General features: G+C 67.6%; 20 protein-coding genes. 11 read left to right on the forward strand and 9 right to left on the reverse strand.

Going from position 1 to position 22028, the window contains the following annotated elements; all coding sequences use genetic code 11:
* Nucleotides 1–2 precede the first annotated feature (2 nt).
* From ACPCUW_RS06115 to ACPCUW_RS06125, 3 genes are all read right to left on the reverse strand, one after another.
* A complete protein-coding gene (locus ACPCUW_RS06115) occupies nt 3–1322 on the reverse strand; it encodes a class I SAM-dependent methyltransferase (RefSeq protein WP_423423935.1) in 1320 nt (439 codons plus the stop codon).
* Nucleotides 1319–2770: an FAD-binding oxidoreductase gene (locus ACPCUW_RS06120; protein WP_423424034.1), complete on the reverse strand. Its 1452-nt coding sequence runs from the start codon at nt 2768–2770 to the stop codon at nt 1319–1321. Before ACPCUW_RS06120 ends, ACPCUW_RS06115 begins: the two co-directional genes overlap by 4 nt.
* A 460-nt stretch (nt 2771–3230) precedes the next feature.
* Complete coding sequence (locus tag ACPCUW_RS06125; RefSeq protein ID WP_423423937.1) at nt 3231–3914, reverse strand: hypothetical protein; 684 nt, start codon at nt 3912–3914, stop codon at nt 3231–3233.
* A 176-nt stretch (nt 3915–4090) separates the two neighbouring features.
* On the opposite strand from ACPCUW_RS06125, the gene ACPCUW_RS06130 reads away from it, so the two are divergent.
* Nucleotides 4091–4525, forward strand: a complete 435-nt coding sequence (locus tag ACPCUW_RS06130) for an SRPBCC family protein (protein ID WP_030516501.1) — start codon at nt 4091–4093, stop codon at nt 4523–4525.
* Nucleotides 4526–4692: 167 nt separating this feature from the next.
* On the opposite strand, the gene ACPCUW_RS06135 is transcribed toward ACPCUW_RS06130, so the two are convergent.
* The 3 genes from ACPCUW_RS06135 to ACPCUW_RS06145 all read right to left on the reverse strand — a co-directional run bounded on the left by ACPCUW_RS06135 (nt 4693) and on the right by ACPCUW_RS06145 (nt 6577).
* Nucleotides 4693–5046 (reverse strand): VOC family protein, encoded by a 354-nt coding sequence (locus ACPCUW_RS06135; protein ID WP_030516500.1) that lies wholly within the window; start codon nt 5044–5046, stop codon nt 4693–4695.
* Nucleotides 5047–5108: 62 nt separating this feature from the next.
* Nucleotides 5109–5930, reverse strand: a complete 822-nt coding sequence (locus tag ACPCUW_RS06140; protein ID WP_423423939.1) for a MerR family transcriptional regulator — start codon at nt 5928–5930, stop codon at nt 5109–5111.
* A gap of 41 nt (nt 5931–5971) precedes the next feature.
* A complete protein-coding gene (locus ACPCUW_RS06145; protein WP_423423941.1) occupies nt 5972–6577 on the reverse strand; it encodes a hypothetical protein in 606 nt (201 codons plus the stop codon).
* Between the two features lie 170 nt (nt 6578–6747).
* On the opposite strand from ACPCUW_RS06145, the gene ACPCUW_RS06150 reads away from it, so the two are divergent.
* The gene (locus ACPCUW_RS06150; RefSeq protein WP_081879613.1) at nt 6748–7086 is read left to right on the forward strand and encodes a YbaB/EbfC family nucleoid-associated protein; all 339 of its coding nucleotides are present in this window, start codon (nt 6748–6750) and stop codon (nt 7084–7086) included.
* A gap of 21 nt (nt 7087–7107) precedes the next feature.
* A complete protein-coding gene (gene recR / locus ACPCUW_RS06155; protein ID WP_030516496.1) occupies nt 7108–7716 on the forward strand; it encodes a recombination mediator RecR in 609 nt (202 codons plus the stop codon).
* A 33-nt stretch (nt 7717–7749) separates the two neighbouring features.
* Here the strand turns inward: recR and ACPCUW_RS06160 are convergent, their stop codons facing one another.
* A complete protein-coding gene (locus ACPCUW_RS06160; protein WP_423423944.1) occupies nt 7750–8391 on the reverse strand; it encodes a hypothetical protein in 642 nt (213 codons plus the stop codon).
* A gap of 201 nt (nt 8392–8592) precedes the next feature.
* Between ACPCUW_RS06160 and leuA the strand changes: the two genes are divergently transcribed.
* The 8 genes from leuA (at nt 8593) to ACPCUW_RS06200 (ending at nt 20039) form a co-directional block, all read left to right on the forward strand.
* Nucleotides 8593–10416 carry a 2-isopropylmalate synthase gene (leuA, locus tag ACPCUW_RS06165; protein WP_423423946.1) on the forward strand — a complete coding sequence of 608 codons (1824 nt, stop codon included), beginning with the start codon at nt 8593–8595 and terminating at the stop codon, nt 10414–10416.
* A 241-nt stretch (nt 10417–10657) separates the two neighbouring features.
* A complete protein-coding gene (locus tag ACPCUW_RS06170; protein ID WP_423423948.1) occupies nt 10658–12760 on the forward strand; it encodes an AAA family ATPase in 2103 nt (700 codons plus the stop codon).
* A gap of 127 nt (nt 12761–12887) precedes the next feature.
* Nucleotides 12888–14645 carry a hydroxysqualene dehydroxylase gene (locus ACPCUW_RS06175; protein WP_423423950.1) on the forward strand — a complete coding sequence of 586 codons (1758 nt, stop codon included), beginning with the start codon at nt 12888–12890 and terminating at the stop codon, nt 14643–14645.
* Nucleotides 14646–14681: 36 nt separating this feature from the next.
* The gene (locus tag ACPCUW_RS06180) at nt 14682–15299 is read left to right on the forward strand and encodes a pyridoxamine 5'-phosphate oxidase family protein (protein WP_104391219.1); all 618 of its coding nucleotides are present in this window, start codon (nt 14682–14684) and stop codon (nt 15297–15299) included.
* Between the two features lie 75 nt (nt 15300–15374).
* On the forward strand, nt 15375–16610 hold the full coding sequence (locus ACPCUW_RS06185) for a MurT ligase domain-containing protein (protein ID WP_030516490.1): 1236 nt from the start codon (nt 15375–15377) through the stop codon (nt 16608–16610).
* 72 nt (nt 16611–16682) lie between these two features.
* A complete protein-coding gene (locus ACPCUW_RS06190) occupies nt 16683–17393 on the forward strand; it encodes a type 1 glutamine amidotransferase (RefSeq protein WP_063011003.1) in 711 nt (236 codons plus the stop codon).
* A gap of 126 nt (nt 17394–17519) precedes the next feature.
* A complete protein-coding gene (locus ACPCUW_RS06195; RefSeq protein ID WP_423423953.1) occupies nt 17520–19136 on the forward strand; it encodes a GMC oxidoreductase in 1617 nt (538 codons plus the stop codon).
* A 75-nt stretch (nt 19137–19211) separates the two neighbouring features.
* Entirely contained in the window at nt 19212–20039 is an 828-nt protein-coding gene (locus ACPCUW_RS06200; RefSeq protein WP_063011007.1) for a hypothetical protein, read from the forward strand.
* Nucleotides 20040–20051: 12 nt separating this feature from the next.
* On the opposite strand, the gene ACPCUW_RS06205 is transcribed toward ACPCUW_RS06200, so the two are convergent.
* The gene (locus ACPCUW_RS06205) at nt 20052–21257 is read right to left on the reverse strand and encodes a low temperature requirement protein A (RefSeq protein ID WP_423423955.1); all 1206 of its coding nucleotides are present in this window, start codon (nt 21255–21257) and stop codon (nt 20052–20054) included.
* Between the two features lie 54 nt (nt 21258–21311).
* Nucleotides 21312–21770, reverse strand: a complete 459-nt coding sequence (locus tag ACPCUW_RS06210; protein ID WP_030516485.1) for an SRPBCC family protein — start codon at nt 21768–21770, stop codon at nt 21312–21314.
* Between the last annotated feature and the right edge of the window lie 258 nt (nt 21771–22028).

The raw sequence follows: 22028 nt of genomic DNA on the forward strand, positions 1-22028 counted from the left end.
AATCAGGCGTTCCACCAGGGGCGCAGCGGCACGTCCCAGGTCTGCTTGTCGCCGAGCTTCATCCCGAGCACCTGGTGCAGCTGCACCACGTTGCGCTCGAAGCCCAGCTGGGAGCCCGCCATGTACAGGCCCCACACCTTGGCGGTGCCCTCACCGACCTCCGCGACGCACTCGTCCCAGTTCGCGACCAGGTTCTTGCACCATTCGTGCAGGGTCAGCGCGTAGTGCGGGCGCAGATTCTCCTCGTGCACCACCTCGAGCCCGATGTTCTGGATATCGGTGATGATGCGGCCCGAACCGATCAACTCGCCGTCCGGGAAGACGTAGCGGTCGATGAAGTCGCCGGCCTTCGTCGTGCGGGTGTTGTCGGGGCGGGTGATGCAGTGGTTCAGGAACAGGCCGCCGTCGCGCAGCTTGCTCTTGATGAAGCCGAAATAGCTCGGGTAGTTCTGCACCCCGATGTGCTCGGTGAGACCGATCGACGACAGCGCGTCGAAACCGGTTTCGCTGATGTCGCGGTAATCGCTGTGGCGGACCTCGGCCAGTTCCTGCAGACCCTCCTCGGCGATCTCGGCCTGCGCCCATTCGGCCTGTTCCTTGGACAGGGTGGCGCCGATGACCTTGACTCCGCGCCGGGCCGCGTAGCGGACCATGCCACCCCAGCCGCAGCCGATATCGAGGAGTCGATCGCCCTCCTTCAACCGCAGCTTCTCGAACACCAGGCGGTACTTGTTCTCCTGGGCCTCTTCGAGAGTCTGGTTCTCGTCGGCGTAGCAGGCGCAGGTGTAGGTCATCGAGGGGCCGAGGACCAGCTCGTAGAACCGGTTCGACACGTCGTAGTGATGGTGGATCACCTCGGCGTCGCGATTCTTCGAATGCCGCAGGCCTTCCAGCGCGATGCGCCGCCAGCGCGGCAGCGTTTCCTGCGGCGGCGGCGCGATCGGCTTGAGGGCGTCCCAGCCCAGCGAGCGCGCGATGGTGACCAGTGCCAGCGCCGACGGGCGCCGGAACTTCAGGTCGGTCATCTCCTTCAGGATGTCGTACGGGTCACCCGGGTGGACGCCGTCGACCGCCATATCGCCGGAGATGTAGGCCCGCGCCATGCCGAGATCGCCCGGTGCGGTAGCGATGTAGTTGATACCGCGCGGGGTCGTGATCTCGAGGCTGAACTTCGAATCGTCGGGTCCGGTGCTGCTTCCGTCGTAGGCGGAGAACCGGATCGGGACGCCGCCGTCGACGAGCGTCTCGAAGATTTCGGCAATGCTGAGTTTCGTTCCCAGCTCCGAGAACGGGGGCAGCTGGGAATCCTTGAATGTCGTCACTTGCGTTGCACCGCCTTCGAATACAAATCCAGCAAACGATGATCGGGGTCGTATCGTTTCTTCAGATTCGCGTAGTGATCGCCTCCGTAGAGGCGCGCGAAATCGTCTTCTGCGTAGTAGGAATCCGAGTAGAGGGACTTGTGGCCGTCCAGGCGGGCGACCTCGTCCTCGATCGCGCGATTGGCCGCACCCTCGATCTGCCCGGGCTGCTTCGGCACCGCCGACCAGAAACCGACATTGACGTAGGTGCGATCCGGTTCCAGCGGATACAGCGGCCACGGACGCGACGGGTCCTCGGGTTTTCCCGGCACTTCCGCACTGTCGCGCAGCCGGAGCGGGCACAGCCACAGCGGTTCGATCGGAATTTCGCGCAGGAACCAGTGCAGGAATTCGGCGGTGCGCTCGATCGGCACCTCGATATCCTGCACCACGCGCTCCTGCGGCGGATTTCCCTTGCGTGCCTGGAGCTTGTCGCCGATGTCGTATTTGTGGTCGAGCGCGATCAGCTTCCAGTAGAAGCTCGAACGGCGATACCGCTTCGGCCAGAACCGGCGGATCTTCGGATTCTGGGTGCCGAATGCCCGTGAGCACCAGAACCAGTCGGTGTCCCAGCGCCACAGATAGTCGTGGATGGTCAGCCGGTCGCGTTTGGGCTCGGCGCTGTCGTGCCGCAGGGACTGGTAGTAGATATCCATCCCGGTGTAGTCGCTGACCGGGCCGGGTTCGTCGGTCTGGCGGCCGAGGACGAGATAGCTTTCCTCGGCGGTGAATACCGCGCCGTCGAGATAGTCGACCCGCTCGCCGTCGTAGCTGCGGTCGGTGACGATCTGCGCCATCACGGCTTCGAGTTCGCGCAGATCGTGGAAACGAACGTGGCGCAGTGCCACATACGGCTGCACCGATTCCAGCTCCATCTTCAGGCGGGTCGAATAACCCAGCGTGCCGTAGGAATTCGGGAACCCGCGGAAAAGGTCGGCGTATTCGCCGTCCGGGGTGGCGGTGATGATCTCGCCCGCACCGGTCAGCACATCGATCTCGAGTACGGATTCGTGTGGCAGACCATTGCGGAAGGACGTCGATTCGATTCCCAGGCCGGTGACCGCGCCACCCAGCGTGATCGTCTTCAACTGCGGAACCACCAAGGGCGCCAGGCCGTACGGCAGGGTGGCGGCGACCAGATCCTCATAGGTGGTCATGCCGGCCACATCGGCGGTCTTCGCCTGGGGGTCGACAGCGATCACCCGGTTCAGACCCGAAACATCCAGTCCGGGTGCGGGGTTCTTCGCCCGGGCGCGAAACAAGTTCGACGTCTTTTTCGCCAACCGCACGTTGGCATCCGAAGGAATCGCACGATAGCTGGCGAGCAGACGCTCGACACCTTCTCGGTGCGCGGCAAAACCTGATTCGCGTGCGGCCGGCGCGCGGCCGGCCTTCCCCAACAGACTCACTGCCACCCCCTGACGCTATCGCTCCCGGTTTCCTCCGGCCACCGCGAGGGTACCTATGGGCGCGATTCTTCACGCATATGTTGCATTGCGTTCGATCACGGGCCCGGTTCCCACTCCTGGGTCATCCGCCCAGCTCGCGGACATATTTCCGAGCGGAATCGTACCGCCGTACGCTGCCTGCGGGCTTGTGACGAACCAATCGAAATTTCTCGCAGGTCCCGGAACGAGCGTTCCGGTTCCGGGTCGAAGGCTGGGGCCGAAAACCTGCGATCGATGGTCCGCCGCGCCGTATTCGAGCGTCGACAGTCGCAGGCCATGCGAGGCGTCGATGCCCGATCGCTATCGCGCCGCCGGGAGTTCCGGGCAGTGCGGGATGCCGGGCAGTGTGATGCTGCGGATAGAGCTCGGTGCTGTGGGCAGAGCGCGACGCGACGGATGGGCGACATGCGCCGGAAGGAACTCAGCGCGTCGGATAGCCGGGACGGGCCCCGTCCGGGGCAGTCGCCGGATAACCGGGCGGCCCCGGCGGATAGCTCGCTGCCGGCCCGCTCGGCGCGAAATGTGATGCGGCAGAGGGGTACTCCGCGTGACCCGACGGTCCCGGGTGGGCTGGATAGCCCGGCGACGGTGGCGGGTAGCCGGTTCCGGCGGGCGCGTAACCGGGCGCGCGGTACCCGCCCGCACCGGACGGATAGCCGGGAGCGAGGTGGCCGGCCGCGGAATTCGCGGGCGGATGGCCTCCGTTCGCCGCGCCCGGATATGCGGGCGCGCCGGGAGGGTTGGCGTGCGTCGCCGGATAGGCGGGAACTGCGGGTGGGTAGGCGGCCGGATTCGGGACCACTTGCATGCCGGTCTTCGCGCCCGAGCCGCCCGAGCGGCGCAGCTCTCCGACCAGGAACGCGCCACCGCCGACGATCATCAACACGCCGAAGCCGAGCAGCAGCCAGCCGGTGCGGGTGTTGTCCGATGCCTGTTCGTCCATCGAGCGGGTGGTGCGGTGACCGTGCTTGTCGACCTGGACGCACTGGTCCCCCGACCGCATGGTTTCACCCCCGCAGTCGACATTGCCGTGACTGTTCAGCATCGTGACGGCGCCGACGATCATGACGACGCCGACGACCATCACGCCGATCCACTCGAGCAATTCTTGACACGGCGCGCGCCGATCGCGGCGTTCGACAACCTCATCCCCCCGGGCGTAGCTGTGGGCAGAGCGAAACCGCGTCTGCCGGTCCGGAACTGCACCGGACGCGGCGTAGCATAGCCCCGCAGAACGGCCCGAATAAACCCGAACGACCCCGGATCGCATAGGAGCTCATTGTGGGACAGGTCAGTGCATCCAGCTCGACCGTCGTCGCTGCGGAACCGCAGCGTGCGCTGGAAGCGATCGCGGACTATCAGGATGTGCGGCCCCGCATCCTGTCTTCGCACTACCACGACTACAAGGTGCTCGAAGGCGGAAAGGGCGCCGGAACCGTCGCCGAATGGACGCTGCAGGCGACGCAGAAGCGCTCCCGCAACGTCCACGCGGTCGTCTCGGTCTCCGATTCGATGGTGACCGAACGGGATTCGAATTCCACGATGGTCACCACCTGGACCGTCACTCCCTCGGGTGAGGGTTCGCTGGTGACGGTCCGCACCAGCTGGAAGGGTGCGGGCGGGGTCGCCGGCTTCTTCGAGGGAATCTTCGCCCCGCTCGGCCTGAAGAAGATCCAGGCCGAGGTTCTGGAAAACCTGAAGCGCGAGTTGAGCTGAGTTTTTTTGCCTCCGCTTCGCTCCGGCGGGTCTCGGCCCCTTGGGCCTCGATTTTTCCCTCCTCCGCTCAGTCGCTGCGCTCCCTCGCTCCGTCAGTCCAAAATCGATGCGGGCCGAGACCATTGGGGTGCACTGACCCGGGTGACCGCTTTGTTCGGTCGCCCGGCTCAGTGCTGGTGGGCGATGTCGAACAGGTTGCCCTCGGGGTCGGCGAGGGTGACCCACTGCACGCCGTATTCGTCGAAGTCGCCGATGTGTTTCGCGCCCAGCGAGACCGCCCGCTCGATCTGAGCGCGCCAGTCCGGTGCGCTCAGATCCAGGTGGACCACGTTCTTGCCCGGGGTCTTGTCGGGGACCTGGATGAACATCAGCCCCGGGCCGCGGTCGTCACCGCGGCCGATCGAGGCGAAATATTCGTTGGCGTCGGCGTCCACCGGACGCTCCAGCAACTGTGCGTAGAAGTTCGCCAAGGCGGCGGCGTCACGGCAGTCGAAGGTGACGGCGGCCAGACTGATCGACATGAAATATCCTCTCTTCGTGGGTAATTCGTGAACATGCGGGGGAGCGTGCGGCGTCCGCCCGATCACGCCGGTGCGATCGGCCAGCAGACCTCGGTGCGCTGCGCGGCCGGGTCCGCGCAGTCCTGCGGGCCGACCACGTAGATTTCGCGGATCGGCTCCGCCAGCGCGGTATCGTGTTCGGCCACATGCGAACCCAGCGCGCCGTAAGTGCGGTCGAAGTCGGTGAACGCTCCGGCGTGCACCGCAATCGCGAAGCGGCGCTGCGGAAATCGCCGCACCGCGACCTCGCGGTACTGGTCGAAGGCGGCGCCCGGATCCGCCGCCAGCGGCGCGAACGCAACCACCTCGCCGATCTCGTTCTCGAAGAAGTCCGCCGAGTACGTCGCCCCGCTCGGGCCGGCCGGGGCCACCCCCGCCCCGGCGAGCAGTTCGTACAGCCGGGGGAAGACCGCCCCGCACCAGTCGCCGATCTCCTCCCGCGACACCAGTGCGCGAATCGTCAACGCGGCGAACTCCGGAATCAGGCGGTACTGCACGTCGATCGGCGCACCGGGGGACAGCAGCGCCCGCAGCGAGGCCACCACATCACGCGTCCGCAGCAACTCCGCTTCCATTCGCTCCAGATGTGCGGCCAGCGCGGCATCGCGGGCAGCTCGATCCGGCGCCGCGAGGACCGCGCGGATCTGCGGCATGGGCATATCCAGATCACGCAGACGCCGAATCAGGTGTGCCTGTTCCACCTGGGCGGTCGAATACCGCCGATACCCCGAGCCGGGATCGACCGATGCCGGCTCGAGCAACTCGATCTCGTGGTAGTACCGCAGCGTTTTCACGCTGAGATAGGTGAGGCGGGAGAACTCGCCTATGGAGACTGTCGCGGCCATGTGGACAAGCGAACACCCTCCAGCAATGGGAGAGTCAAGCCCTACTGCTCGGTGAGGGCGAAGGTCAGCAACAGCGTGGTCTGGAAAAACCCTCGCCACCAGGAGTAACCGAACCAGACGCCGGGGGTCACCTGGCGTATCTCGTCGAGGATCTGGGGCGTGATCGAGGGGGTGTAGTCCAGAAGCCAGGCCGGTTGGCCGTCCAACCGCGCGGGCCCGGAATAGACGTCGGCGGGGAAACCTTCGACCCCGGCCGCGGTGATCCGGTTGGTCAGGGTTCCGCCGTCGGGTCCGGTGTAGAAGTTCTTGCCGATCCAGAACGGCGGCGCCACCGCCTCCATCACCGGCGGGCGGGTCACCCAGCCGTTGGTCACCCCGGTCGGCACATCGCCGCGGGGCGCGTCCCGGAAGATCTGATCCTGCTGTTCGGCCGAACAGTGGTTGTGCAGCGCGTCGACCGTCGCCGCCGGATTGTCGGTGTAGAGAACGCAGCCACCGCCGTAATCGGTATCCGCCGAGGCGGCCGGCGCCAGGACGGCGGAGCCGAGGCCCAGCACGGCGAGCGCGACGACGGTCGTCAGTGCCGAACTCCGCCGGGCGCGGCGCGCCGGATGTGCGGATGTGGTGTGCGCGAGTGCGGAAGACATATGTTGATCTTGGTCCCGATACATGACCGGCCTCCACCGGATTGGCCCGACCCGTGTGCCGACTCCCGGCCCGGTTCCGATGGTAAAGGTGCCCGGCCGGGCCGGTACCGGGCTGGATCCGAACGTGACTACGCTGGTGCACATCCGCATCCCGCAGAGAGGACATCACCGTGGAGCCTGGTGGACAGCTCGATATGCAGGCACTGCTCGCGCAGGCGCAGCAGATGCAGCAGGCGGTGATGGCCGCGCAGGCCGAAATCGCCGCGACCGATGTGGCGGGTGAGGCCGGCGGCGGTCTGGTGAAGGTGACGATCAAGGCCAGCGGCGAGGTGCAGTCGCTGCAGATCGACCCGAAGGTGGTCGACCCCGAGGACGTGGAGACGCTGCAGGATCTGATCGTCGGCGCGGTCAACAACGCGATGGCCAACGCGCAGCAGCTGGCCGCCGAGAAATTGGGCCCGCTCGCCGGTGGCATGGGCGGCGGTTCCATGCCCGGCCTGCCGTTCTGAGCGGCCCGATAGGACATATCCGTGTATGAGGGTCCGGTCCAGGATCTGATCGACGAGCTGGGCAAACTGCCCGGAGTCGGTCCCAAGAGCGCGCAGCGCATCGCCTTCCATCTGCTGTCGGTCGAGCCGCCGGAGATCGACCGGCTGCAGTCGGCACTGCAGAAGGTGCGCGACGGTGTGCGGTTCTGCGCGGTCTGCGGCACCGTCTCCGACGGCGAACTGTGCCGCATCTGCGCCGACCCGCGCCGGGACCGGACCATGATCTGCGTCGTCGAGGAGCCCAAGGACGTCCAGGCCATCGAGCGCACCCGCGAGTTCCGCGGCCGCTACCACGTGCTCGGCGGTGCGCTCGACCCGCTCTCGGGGGTCGGCCCGGACCAGCTGCGCATTCGAGAACTGTTGGCGCGCATCGGAAATCAGGAGGACGGTGTCGATGTCACCGAGGTGATCATCGCCACCGATCCCAACACCGAGGGCGAGGCGACGGCCACCTATCTGGTGCGCATGCTGCGGGATTTCCCGGGCCTGTCGGTCACCCGGCTCGCCTCCGGCCTGCCGATGGGCGGCGACCTGGAATTCGCCGACGAACTGACCTTGGGCCGCGCGCTGTCGGGACGGCGAACGCTCTGAACTCGGGGTGAGCTCCGATCGGAACGTCACCGATCAGAACGTCACCGCCTCCCAGCCGATCGCGTCGAGACGGCTCCGGTCCCCGGTGGTCCAGTCCCAGACGAGTGCGGCCACCTGGTCGCCGTCCTCCAACCGGACCGCGAAATGCCGATCGGGACCGCCGTCACGGTATTCCAGCGTGTACAGGCCGGGCTCGTCGCGATAGGTCTGGATATAGACGTGGTCGGCGCGCTCCACGATCAGATACGGATTCGGTTCCCCGAGCTCGGTGATCCACTGATGCGCGAGGCGCTCGGTCAGATAGGGGAACTCACCCGCACCGCCGTGGGTGACGGTGACGTCGACGCGATCGGTCGGATCGATCAGCCAGTTCAGTTGCGGATCGTAGAGCGCGTAGTCACGCGGGGTCGCGAGCTCGAACAGGAGGTTACGCACGTGGCCGATGGCGTCGTAGCGGGCGGCGACGTACAGCGCGCCGCCGGTGCCCTCGCCGCCGGTGGCGACACTGAGGAACGCCTCTTCCTCCGGCAGGGCGTCGTTGCGCCGGTTCACCTCGGCCGCGATCGCCGCCACGGTCTCGGTCTGCGGCCGTCCCTGCTGCGCCGCCAGGTAGGTCTCCACCGCATCGGGCGAGGTGGCGATGCCCGCGGGGAGCAGCACGTGGTCGTAACTCATCCGGCCAGGCTACGTGGCGGTGTGGCGAGGCTCCTTTTCCGCGCCGCGGCCCGACCTGTAAACTGGCCGACATCATGCAGCGGGCACTCCTCCTCGGCCGCCGCGACGGGGTCTGAATCGGACCGGCTCCCGTCGCGGGGTTTCAGCTGTGCCGGTCGACCCCAATACTTGGGACACCCACCCACACCTCGGAGAAACGCCATGTCACCCGCTGACGCCTTCGTATCCGGCACGCGCACCATCACCGCGCCGTCCAAACCCGCGCCCGCCGATCAGCCCGCGTGGAACAAACAGAAGAACTCCTCGATGCCGACCTTCCGGTACCGGCCCTTCGCCCAGGAGGTCCCGGGCGGCAGCCCGGTCGACGCTGCGCCGATTCCTTTCGACCGCACCTGGCCGGACCGGGTCGTGGACCGGGCGCCCGGCTGGTGCGCGGTCGACCTGCGCGACGGCAATCAGGCCCTGATCGACCCGATGAGCCCCGCCCGCAAGCGCCGCATGTTCGACCTGCTGGTGCGGATGGGCTACAAGGAGATCGAGGTCGGCTTCCCGTCGGCCAGCCAGACCGACTTCGATTTCGTCCGCGAGATCATCGAGGACGGCGCGATCCCGGACGACGTCAGCATCCAGGTGCTGACCCAGTGTCGTCCCGAGCTGATCGAGCGCACTTTCGAGGCCTGCCAGGGCGCCGCCAATGTGATCGTCCATTTCTACAACTCCACCTCGATCCTGCAGCGTCGCGTGGTGTTCCGCGCCGACCGCGACGCGGTGAAGAAGATCGCGACCGACGCCGCGAAGCTGTGCCTGGAGATCGAGCAGCGCTACCCGGACACCAACTGGCGCTACGAGTACAGCCCGGAGTCCTACACCGGCACCGAACTGGAGTACGCCCGTGAGGTGTGTGACGCGGTGTCCGAGATCATCGCGCCGACTCCGGAGAAGCCGCTGATCATCAACCTGCCGGCGACGGTGGAGATGGCGACGCCGAACGTGTACGCCGATTCCATCGAGTGGATGAGCCGCAACCTGGCCCGCCGCGATTCGATCGTGCTGTCGCTGCACCCGCACAACGACCGCGGCACCGCGGTCGCGGCCGCCGAACTGGGCTATCAGGCCGGCGCCGACCGCATCGAGGGCTGCCTGTTCGGCAACGGTGAGCGGACCGGAAACGTCTGCCTGGTCACCCTGGGGATGAACCTGTTCTCCCGGGGCGTGGATCCGCAGATCGACTTCTCCGATATCGACGAGATCCGCCGCACGGTCGAATACTGCAACCAGTTGCCCGTGCACGAGCGCCACCCCTACGGCGGCGATCTGGTCTATACCGCCTTCTCCGGCAGCCACCAGGACGCCATCAACAAGGGCCTGGACGCCATGAAGGACACGGCGGACGCCTCCGATTCCGATGTCGACGACATCGTCTGGGAGGTTCCGTACCTGCCGATCGACCCCAAGGATGTGGGCCGCACCTACGAGGCCGTGATCCGGGTGAACTCGCAGTCCGGCAAGGGCGGCGTCGCCTACATCATGAAGACCGACCACGGACTGGTGTTGCCGCGGCGGCTGCAGATCGAGTTCTCGCAGGCGATTCAGAAGATCACCGACGGCGAGGGCGGCGAGGTCACGCCGAAGGAGATGTGGGACGTCTTCGCCGAGGAGTACCTGAACCCGGTGCTGCCGCTGGAGCGCATCCGGCAGAAGATGACCGCCGCCGAAACCGATTCCGGCACCGACACCATCACCGCGGTGGTGAAGGTGGACGGGGCCGAACAGGAGATCGTCGGTTCCGGCAACGGCCCGCTGGCCTCGTTCGTCGACGCGCTGGCGACCATCGGCTACGACGTGCGAGTGCTCGACTACTCCGAGCACGCGATGTCCTCCGGTGACGACGCGCAGGCCGCCGCCTATGTCGAATGCGCGATCGGGGACAAGGTGACCTGGGGCGTGGGTATCGCCACCTCCATCACGACCGCCTCGCTGCGCGCGGTCGTCTCCGCGGTGAACCGCGCACTGCGCGCGCGCTGATCCGTACACCCTGCTCGACAGCCGGGACCGCCCACCGCCGGGAAGGCGGGGGGCGGTGTTCTGGGGCAACTGGTCCGGTACGGGGTGCGGCCCTGTTCACCGGGGGACTCGTATTCGGCCAGCGTGCTAGCGTTGTGGCGCATTGGCCGCGAGCTCTCTGCTCGAACTCTGTCGAGCAGATGGGGGAAACGTGACGACTAACGACAACTCCACTTCACCGCCTTGGTTGCAGGGGCAGGGGATGGGCGATTCAGCTGCCGAACAGGACAATCCGACCTCGCTGCCGTCGCAGGACGAATCCGACGCGGACACAACGGCATCCGACGGGACGGCGAGCGTGACGTCCGAATCCGAACCGACCGGCGCACCCGCCGAGGAATCCGCGGAATTCGAACACGCGGCCTCCGGGATCATTCCGCCGGTGCCCGACGGTATCGAACAGACCACGTTTGCGCCCGGCCCGCAGTTCGGGCCCGACGGCTTCGCGCCGCCCGAGCAGGGGGGATTCGCACCGGGGCCGTTCGCGCCGCCGGGAGCGAATCCGTATCCGCCGAATCAGGGTTTCGCCCCGCCGGGCTTCCCGATGAACGACCATTCCGGTCCGTTCGCCCCGCCGGGAGATCCGAACGGATTCCCGCCGCCGTGGGCGGGCGGGCCCGGCCCGGAGGGTTTCGCGCCCAACGGATTCCCCGGAGAACAGGGCGGTTTCGCGCCTCCGGGTCACCCCGGCGAACCGGGCTTCGCACCGGCCGCTTTCCCCGGTGAGCAGGGTGGTTTCCCGCCGCCCGGGAATCCCGGTGAACCGGGCGGCTTCGCCCCGGGCGGATTTCCGGGTGAGCAGAACGGTTTCGCGCCTCCGGGCGAGCAGGGTGGTTTCCCGCCGCCCGGAAACCCCGGTGAGCCAGGCGGATTCGCGCCGCACGGCAATCCGGGCGACCCGGGCGGTTTCGCCGCGCAGGGCAATCCCGGTGAGCAGGGCGGCTTCCGGCCCGCCGCCGGTGAGCCGGGGTCCGGGTACGGCGAGGTCCGGCAGGAAACGCCGTACGGCGAGATCCGCCAGGAGATCGGCGCCGACGGCATGGTCCGCCGGGTCTTCGACGATCGGCAGGGACCGCCGCCCGTTCCCGAGCAGCAGGGCGCGGACGCCGATGCCGGCGGCCAGATCTTCAGCTGGGCGCCACCGCCGCTGCCCTCGGCTCCGCCGCCGCAGCACATGCCGCCGCAGCAGCAACCGCCGCAGCAGCAGGGCGGCTGGCAGGGCGGTCCGGGACCGCAACAGCAACTGCCGCAGGGATATCAGCAGCAGCCGCAATCGACGTTCCAGCCGCAGCACATGACCCAGCCCGTGCAGCCGGGGAATTCGGTCAACGACCTGAACCTGCTCAAGCGGGCGCGGCGGTCACCGCGCAGCGGCTGGCGACGCGCCGTGCACAAGGTGACCGGCGGCGCCATCAATCCGGGCGAATCGTCGGCCGATCTGATCTACCGCGAACTGGTGGATCGGGTGAACCAGCCGGTGCGCGGCGACTACCGGATCGCGATCCTGTCGCTCAAGGGCGGCGTCGGAAAGACCACGACCACAGTCGGTTTGGGTTCGACCTTCGCCTCGCTGCGCGGTGACCGGGTGATCGCCATCGACGCCAACCCCGACCTGGGGACCCTGGCCCACCGGGTGCCGCGCCAGACCCGCTCGACGGTCCGCAACCTGCTCGAGGACCAGCACATCAGCCGCTACTCGGATGTGCGGGCGCATACCTCCCAGGCACCGAGCCGACTGGAAGTGCTTGCCAGCGAACAGGATCCGGCGGTCTCGGAGGCCTTCAGCGAGGCCGACTACCGGCGCGCGATCGGCATTCTGCAGCAGTTCTACAACATCATTCTCACCGACTGCGGTACCGGCCTGATGCATTCGGCGATGGCGGGCGTACTGGATATGGCGAGCTCGCTGATCCTGGTCACCTCCCCGGCCATCGACGGCGCGCGCAGTGCCTCGGCGACGCTGGACTGGCTCGAGCACCACGGTTACAGCAAGCTGGTGGAGCGGACCGTGGTGGTGGTCAATGCCTCCCGCCGCGGCGCCTCGACCGTGGACCTGGACCAGTTGCGCAAACTGTTCCTCGACCGCACCCGCGCGGTGCAGGTGGTGCCGTTCGACGATCATCTCGCCGAGGGCGCGGAGATCGACCTGGAACTGGTCAGCAAGCCCACCCGGCGGGCGCTGCTGGAATTGGCGGCCATGGTCGCCGACGATTTCGGATACCACGTCCCGCAGCCACCCTTCCCGGGGCCGCAGACCCAGTACCCGGGCCCGCAGGGCCACTATCCGGGTCCGCACGGCTACTGATTCGCACCGGGCGCCGATTCCGGGGATTCTTCCCACCGAATTGGTGCCCGGCGCGAATTGTCACCCCAATCGATACGGGGCCCGGCCGCACCGCATACAGTTACCCGCGGTGTGGAGGTCCCGATAGATGGCAGAAAAATACGGGGCCGTCTCGCGAAGGACGGTACTTCGCGGGGTGGCCGGCGCGGGTGTGATAACCGCGGGCGCCATGGTGCGCCCGATTCGTGCGAATGCCGATCCCGGTCGGCGGGTCGCGATTTTCGGCGGTGGCGTCGCCGGACTGACCGCGGCGCACGAATTGGCCGAACGCGGATTCGACGTCACGGTGTACGAACGCCGGGCGCTGGGCGGTAAGGCGCGCAGCATTCCGGTGGCGGGCAGTGGCCGCGACGGCCGGCCCGATCTGCCGGGCGAACACGGTTTCCGTTTCTTCCCCGGTTTCTATCACCACATTCCCGACACCATGCGGCGAATTCCGTTCGCGGGCAATGCCAACGGTGTCTGGGACAATCTGGTCCCGGCCGCCGAGGCGCGTTTCTCCCGCGCCGGCGCCGACGACACGATCCTGCCGATGGGCCGCGCCGGAAAGCCGTGGGCCACTCCGGACGATTTCCGCCAGACGGTCGCCTCGGTGATCTCCACCTCGATGAGGATGCCGATGACCGATGCGGCGTATTTCGCCAATCGGTTGCTGGTTTTCAACACCAGTTGCGACGATCGCCGTTTCGGCGAGTGGGAGAAACTCGCCTGGCGCGATTTCGTGGGCGCTCGCGGCCGCTCGCAGGAATTCCGCATGCTGATGTCGCGCACCCTCACCACATTGCTGGTCGCGGCGAAAGATGATCACGCCAGTACCCGGACCATCGGTTCCATGGGGGAGCAGTTCCTCGGCAATCCGCTGGAGACCGGTAACGACGGACCGCTGGACCGGCTGCTGAACGGGCCGACCAACGAGGCCTGGATCGACCCGTGGGTGGCCCATCTGCGCGGCCTGGGGGTGCGGTTCGAAACCGCCGAACTGCGCGGGCTCGACGTGCGCGATCGGCGCATCTCGGGTGCCCGGGTGGCCGGCGGCAGCGGTGGCGATCGGGCGGTCGACGCCGACTACTTCGTGCTCGCGGTACCGGTCGAGGTCGCCCGTGGACTGTGGACGCCGGACATTCTGGCCGTGCAGCCGGAATTGGCGGCCATGGACGGCCTGGTCGTGAACTGGATGAGCGGAATGCAGTTCTATCTGCGCCGCCCCACCCAGATCGCCCGCGGCCATACCGCCTACGTCGACTCGCCGTGGTCGCTCACCTCCATCGCACAGAGCCAGTTCTGGTCGCGCACAAAGCTTTCCGAATCAGGTGACGGTTCGGTTCGGGACTGCCTGTCGGTCGACATCTCGGACTGGAATACACCCGGCATCCTGTACGGCAAGCCGGCGATCGAATGCACCCACGACGAAATCGCCCGCGAGGTCTGGGCGCAGTTGCAGAAGCATCTGGAAGGCCCTGCCGCACTGCAGGATTCGGACCTGGTGTCGTGGTTCCTGGATACCGGCGTGAGCTGGGACGCCGCGCAGAACCGCAACGCCAACGCCGACCCGCTGCTGATCAACACCGCCGGTTCGTGGGCGGCGCGCCCGAATGCGCACGGTGCCCTGGAAAATCTCTTCCTCGCAGGCGATTACGTACGCACGAACATCGATCTCGCGACGATGGAAGGCGCCTGCGAGGCGGCTCGCACCGCGGTGAACGCGCTGCTTGACGTCGCCGGTTCGAATGCCGCCCGCTGCCGGCTGTTCGAGCTGTATCGGGCGCCGCAGCTGGAGCCGCTGCGCCAGGCCGACCGCGCGCGCTATGCCGCGGGCCGGCCGAACATGTTCGACGTCCCGATGTAGGTGGCGGGCGGCCGATCTCGCGCGTTCAATGGGGTGATGAGCGAGATCACCAGCGCCGCCGAACTTCGGGAACTGCTCGGTGAGCCGGCGCCGCGCGCCGCGACGAAGGAACGGACGCGCCTGCATCCGCGCGATCGGGAGTGGATCGCGACCGCGCCGTTCGCCGTCCTCGCCACCAGCGATGCCGAGGGGCGTTGCGATGCCTCGCCCAAGGGCGATCCGGCCGGATTCGTGCACGTGATCGACGACCGCACCCTGGCCATCCCCGAGCGGCCGGGCAATCGCCGCGGCGACGGATACTTCAACATCCTGTCCAACCCGCACGTCGGCGTGCTCTTCCTGATTCCCGGACGCAACGAGACGCTGCGGGTCAACGGCCGGGCACGGCTGCTGCGCGACGCGCCCTACTTCGACGAGATGGTCGTCAAGGGCCACCGGCCGATCCTCGCCGTCGAGGTGGCGATCGAGCAGATCTTCTACCACTGCGCCAAGGCGCTGCTGCGCAGCGAGCTGTGGCGGCCCGAACGCTGGCCGGAGGACCCGCTGCCCAGCCATGCGGTGCTGGTGAAGGAAGTCCAGCGCAACACCACCGAATCGCTGGCGGAACTGCGGGACTACTACTCGCCGGAGAATTACCGGCGCATGCTCTACTGACCGGCTCCTGCCTGTCGGTCGCAGATCACATCGGCCGCTCGCGCGCGGGTGTCTCGCCACCAATACACTCGCGTGGTGGCAGACATCTCGGTGCGCGGACGGCTGGCGCTGCGGGCGGCGGCAGCGGCGTCGTGGGCCTCGCAGAAGGCCGGACGCGGTAAGGGGTCGATGATCGGCGGGCTGATCGCCCTGCAGATCGCCCCCGACATCATGACCCAGCTGGGCCGCAACCGGCGGACGGTGCTGGTCACCGGCACCAACGGCAAGTCGACGACGACCCGGATGACCGCGGCCGCGCTGGCCGAACTGGGCCGCGTCGTCACCCAGGCCGACGGTGCCAATATGGATGCCGGAATCGTCGCCGCGCTCAGCGTCGACCGCACCGCGCCGCTGGCCGCCATCGAGGTCGACGAACTGCATCTGCCGCACGTGGCCGATGCGCTGAACCCCGCCGCGGTGGTGCTGCTGAATCTGAGCCGCGATCAGCTCGACCGGGTCGGCGAGATCAACATGATCGAGCGCAAACTGCGCGAGGGCATGGCCCGGCATCCCGACACCGTGCTGATCGCCAACTGTGACGACGTGCTGATCACCTCGATCGCCTACGACCACCCCAATGTGGTCTGGGTGTCGGCGGGCAGTGGCTGGGCGGTCGACGCCACCAGCTGTCCGCGCAGCGGCGAGCCGATCGTCTGGGAGGGCACCGATTGGCGCAGCACCGGTGCCGACTTCCGGCGGCCGGAACCGCAGTGGTGGGTCGACGCGGAGTATCTGTGCGGGCCCGACGGGCTGAAATTGCCTTTGCACCTTGCCCTTCCGGGCCGCGCCAATCGCGGCAACGCCGCGCAGGCGGTGGCCGCGGCGGTCGCGCTGGGCGGACATGCCGACACCGCGGCGCAAGCCGCCGGAACCGTTCGCGAGATCGCCGGCCGCTACCGCACCGTGCAGGTCGGCGAGCACTCCGCACGCCTGCTGCTGGCCAAGAATCCGGCCGGCTGGCAGGAGGCGCTGTCCATGATCGACCCCGAGGCGACGGGTCTGGTGATCGCGGTCAACGGCCAGGTGCCCGACGGCGAGGATCTGTCCTGGCTGTGGGATGTGCGCTTCGAGCACTTCGAGGGCACCCAGGTGGTCGCGGCGGGCGAGCGCGCCACCGACCTGGGCGTGCGGCTGACCTACGCCGGCGTCGAGCACACCACCGTGCCGAATCCGTTGCGTGCCATCGCATCCTGTCCGCCCGGACGGGTCGAGGTGCTCGCCAACTACACCGCCTTCCGGGATCTGAATCGCGATCTGGACACCCGGGCATGAGCGACGCGAGCGGAGGCGGCAGCCTGCGTAACCACGGAGCGAGCCGCGAATGCCCGAGAGGAGACAGCACTGATGGCTGAATCGACGGTACGGATCGGGCTGGTGCTGCCCGATGTGATGGGGACCTACGGTGACGGCGGCAACGCGCTGGTCTTGCGCCAGCGGCTGCGCATGCGCGGCATCGATGCGGAGATCGTAGAGATCACGCTGAACGACCCGGTGCCGGAGACGCTGGACATCTACACCCTCGGCGGCGCGGAGGACTCCGCGCAGCGGTTGGCGACCCGGCATCTGCAGCGCTATCCCGGCCTGCAGCGTGCGGCCGCGAAAGGTGTTCCGGTACTTGCCATCTGCGCCGCGATCCAGGTGCTGGGCAACTGGTACGAAACCTCCGCGGGCGAGCGCGTGGACGGTGTCGGCCTGTTCGACGTGACCACCGCTCCGCAGCGGGTCCGGTCCATCGGCGAGGTCGCCACCACACCGTTGCTCGCCGGCCTGACCCAGCCGCTCACCGGATTCGAAAATCACCGGGGCGGAACGTCTCTCGGCGCGGACGCGACCGGACTGGGCCGGGTCACCAAGGGCGTCGGCAACGGTGTGGGCGACGGCCTCGAGGGAGTGGTGCAGGGCTCGGTGATCGGCACCTACATGCACGGCCCGGCACTTGCCCGCAACCCCGAACTGGCCGACCACCTGCTCACGCGGGCCCTCGGCGGTCGCGAACTGGAACCGCTCGACCTGCCCGAGGTCGACCGGCTGCGTCGCGAACGTCTGCGCGCCTGAGACCCTCTACTACGTGATATAGCGATCGCGCATGTAACAGCGCGGTCGTCGGCGCCGATCCTGTTGAGAGATAGGAAGTTCGGCGGTAATCTCGCGCGCGGCCATGCGTGATGAGGGAGGTGGCCGGTGCGGAGACGTGCCTTTTTACAGGCGGCCGGTGCTGCGGTTTTGCTGGGTGCCACGGGCGCGTTGCGCGAGACCGGAACAGCCACCGCCGATCCGGCGTGGAACGGGATGTTCCGCAACTGGGTTTCCGAGATCTTCGTCCCGCAGCCGGATCCTCCGGCGCATACCGAAGCCATCGTGATCGGATCCGGATTCGGCGCCGCGGTCGCGGCGTTGCGGCTGGCCGAGGCGGGTATCGCCAACACGGTGCTGGAGCGCGGGTCGCGCTGGCCGAACGATCCGTGGCGGGAGATCTTCACCGGTGACGATCTGCCCGACGGCCGCGGCTTCTGGCATCGCACCAGCTTCACCGGCGTCACCAAGGTCGCCATGCGTTTCGCCGATTTCGGCGGCGTCCTGGATATCACCGAATTCGACGGCATCGATGTGTGGCGCGCGGCGGCCGTGGGCGGCGGGTCGGTGGTCTTCTCCGGGTGCATGATCGCCCCGCAGCGCCGGCATTTCGACGAGATCTTCGGTGGCACAGTCGATTACACCGAGTTGGAGCGCACCTACTATCCGCGTGTGCGGCAGATGCTCAACCTGTCGGTCATGCCCGCCGACATCTACAATTCTTCCCCGTTCACCCATTCCCGAATGTGGGACGAGCAGGTGCGCGCGGCCGGATACGAGCCGCAGCCCAACGAGTCCATCTTCAAATGGGATACGGTGCGTGCCGAACTGGCCGGTGCCACGCGCGCCTCGGCCACCGCGGCCCGCAGCAATCTCGGTAATTCGAACGGCGCGAAATTCGACCTCAACCAGAACTACCTGAAGTACGCCCATGCCACCGGCCGCTCGTCGGTGTTCGCGGGGCATCGGGTGGACAGCATCGGCCGCGACGGTGACCGCTACGTCCTGCAGGTCACCAAGCTCGACCCGACCGGCACGGTGCTGAGCACCCGGACGCTCACCTGCGACAAGCTGTTCCTCGGCGCCGGATCCATCGGCACCACCGAGCTGCTGGTTCGCGCCCGCGCCACCGGCGCACTGCCCAACCTCGACGAACATGTCGGCGACGGCTGGGGCACCAACGGCGACGTCGCGCTGGCCCGCGGTGAGAGCCGGCTCTCGGGCCTGGGCCAAGGCGTGCCGAGTGCCAGCCGGATCTTCGACGAATCCGGTATGCCGCTGACACTGGAAAGCTGGTACATCCCCGGAATTCCGCTGGAGACCGGCGCATTGGCCTCGCTCGGGTTGGTGATCGATCCGACCCGCGCTCGCATCACCTACGACGCCGCGCGCAACGCCGCCGCACTGAGCTGGCCGCGTGCGGCCCAGGACCGGATCGTGGCCGCCTGCCGCGCGGTCGACCAGCGCATCGCCGAACGGTCGGGGGCTCTGTTCGACTACCAGGCGCTCGGCTACGACGCCAATGCCCCGTTCACCGCACATCCCCTCGGCGGTGCGGTGCTGGGCCTGGCCACCGACAACTACGGCCGGGTGAACGGCTATCCGGGGCTGTACGTGGTCGACGGTGCGGCGATTCCGGGCAGCACCGGCGCGGCCAATCCGTCGCTGACCATCACCGCACTGGCCGAACGCAACGTCGAGGCGATCATCCGCGCCGGGCACTGATTCGCGCCGCACGGGCACTCGTGGCGGCTTCCCGGCGCCGTCGGGGCCGCTACTCTCGGCGGGTACCCGTTCGATGTGGAAGGGACCGTTGTGGCGCAGTACCCGGCTGGACCGTTGCCCGAGCAGTATCCGCGCAAGCCGCCGGCGCTGTGGACCGATCTGCTGATGCTGGCTCTCGCGGTGGTCTCGGTGGGTCTGGTCACCTGGATCACCTTCTTCACCGTGCCGCAGCACACATATCACGTGATCGTGGTGGTCGACTCGTCGATCTGTGCGGTGTTCGCCCTCGAATTCCTGTGGCGCTGGCGGCGGGCGGACTGGTCGTGGACCTACCCGTTCGTCTACTGGTACGAGGTCCTGGGCATGATCCCGGTGACCAGCCCGTTCTTCCGGGGATTCCGATTGCTGCGCATCGTCGTGATCCTGGTCCGGCTGGCGCGCGTCGCCGACCGGGCCTTCGGTGACCGGGTCACCGCCGCGGTCGTGAACCGCTCGATCGCCGTGATCGTCGACGCGGTCCGGCGCCCGGTCACCATGGCCGTGCTGGAGGAGGTGGCCGATGTGCTGCGCCGCGGCCGGTACACCCGCAATATCGCCGCCGCGCTGGAGGAGAACCGCGACGAACTCGACGCCATGATCCTGGAACTGATCAAGAACGATCCGGCGGTCGGGCGGGTGCGCTACCTGCCCTTCCACGAGGAGATCATCCGCGGCATCGCCGACGCCAGCTTCCGGATCGTCTTCCAGGTGCTGGCCGACCCGCGCACCGACGAACTGGTCGGAGATGTGCTGCGCGAGAACATCAATCAGATGCGGGACGCGGTGCGCGACGGCGGGCACGTGCCGGAAACGGTGGATCACAAACCGCAGCAGCGTGTTTCGCCGAATCTCGGATCGCGGTAGTCGGCACCCGGTTCAGTGGGCGTGCCGGACCGCGTCGCGCGGTTGCGCGTAACGCACTGTCTCCCAGACGATCAGCACTGTCAGCACCGCGCACAGCAGTCCGAGTGCGGCCATCGCCGGCAGCTGCCCGGCCAGCGGCACCAGCGCGATCAGCACGGCCGCGGTGACCAGGCGCGGCCACAGCACCACCCGGGTCGCGTAGTGCCGGAAACCCACCAGCGCCAGCAGGTACAGCACCACGCCGCCGTACAGTGCGAACAGTGGAATGCCCTGCAGCCGATCGTGCAGCGTATGCCCGGCCGCCCCACCGAGATAGTTGAGCGTCTTCTTCAATCCGAGCGACATGGCGACGATGCCGGCCACCATCGGGAAATGCCAGAAGGTGTAGCAATTGCGCGCGATCTGGATCCGGCGCGGGCCCGAGGCCTCGGTCATCGCGCGTTCCACGACGGTCGCCGCGACGTCGAAGTAGGCCCACCACAGCAGGCCCGAAACAGCCAGTGCCAGCAGCGATCCCGCGGTGATCGGCCACGAGATCGGGAGTCCGGCCACGCCGACGCCGATGGAGACGATCGATTCGCCCAGCGCGACGATCACGATCAGGCCGTGCCGCTCGGCGAAGTGCGAGGCCGAATTCACGCGCCAGTCGTTGCCGGCGAAGAAGGTCCAGACCATATCGCCGGCGATGGCCGCGATCCACAGCACGATCTGCACGGTGCCGTGTTCGACGGCCGCCACGATCAGCAGCGCGGTGCCGATGGTGATCGAGCCGCCGGCCCAGCGGCCCACCTGCCCGCGCAACTGCCGGTCCTCGGTACTGGCCAGCCAGAACATCGCCAGATGGACCAGCCGGATCACGAGGTAACCGATGGCGAACACGAGGGGTCCGTACCAGCCGCCCGGCATGTCGTGGAACGCCTCGGGAATCACCTCGGCCACGATGAGTCCCGCGCCCATGGCCGCGAACATCGCCACCCGGGCCACCCCCTCGTCGGCCTTCACCACATTGCCCAGCCAGGCATAGGCGATCCACACCCACCACATCACCGCCAGCACCAGCACGGCCCGCAGCATGTTGAGGGCGGTGACGTCGTGCGCGGCCAGATCGGTCACCTGGGTGAAGGCGAAGACCAGGACGAGGTCGAAGAAGAGTTCCAGCTGGGTTACCGAGGCGTCCTCGGTAACCGCTTGAATGCGTGTGCGTCTGACACCGGTCATTCGCACATCGTGGCAGGAAGCCGGCGTCAGCGCCCGCGACGGCGAGCCTCTCGGTCAGCCGACCTCGTAGTTCTCGCCGAAGGGAAATTTCTCGATGTACTCGATGAGGTTGTGCACGGCCTCGTCGTTGGCCCGCGAGAGCGTGCGCTTGAGTAGGAGACCGGGGACGGGGATGGGCAGATGGATCTCGGAGTGGTACCAGACCTCGGTGCCCTCGTCGGTCTCCTCGATGTCGAACCAGCCCTTGCCGCCGCCACCGGCGGCGCTCTCCACCACTTCCCAGGAGATGCGTTCCGGGGTGCAGGTGTATTCCAGGACCTGACGGTCGGAGTTGTTGAGGGTCGTCACCGTGGCGTAGACGCGGCGGGGACGGTCGAACTCGTCGCGGGTCGCGACGCGCACGTCACGGTGCGCGGGCGACCATTCGGGGATCCGCTCGACGGCCAGCAATGCTTCCTGAACCTGATCGGGTTCGACATCGATGATGAATCGGTGATCGGTCTTCGTGCGCATGTCTTGCCCTCCACTGCTTCGGCCGATTGTCTCCGCCGTCACACGCGGTCGTCAACCGTGTGGTCTGTTCCCGGAGTTACAGAGACCGACCAGTCTGATTTGGTTCGGTCGGGCGTGCCGGGTTTGCGGTCGCGCTGCCGGGGCGCGTCGGCAGCGTGCTCGACGTCGGGGTGTGCCGCCGATGGCCGGACGATTGCCGGGCACATGGTCACTTGCCCGAAAAGGGACTGCCCCCGGTTGGGAAAGGGGGCTTGACGA

Source organism: Nocardia sp. AB354, from assembly GCF_049538315.1.
GTDB lineage: Bacteria > Actinomycetota > Actinomycetes > Mycobacteriales > Mycobacteriaceae > Nocardia > Nocardia nova.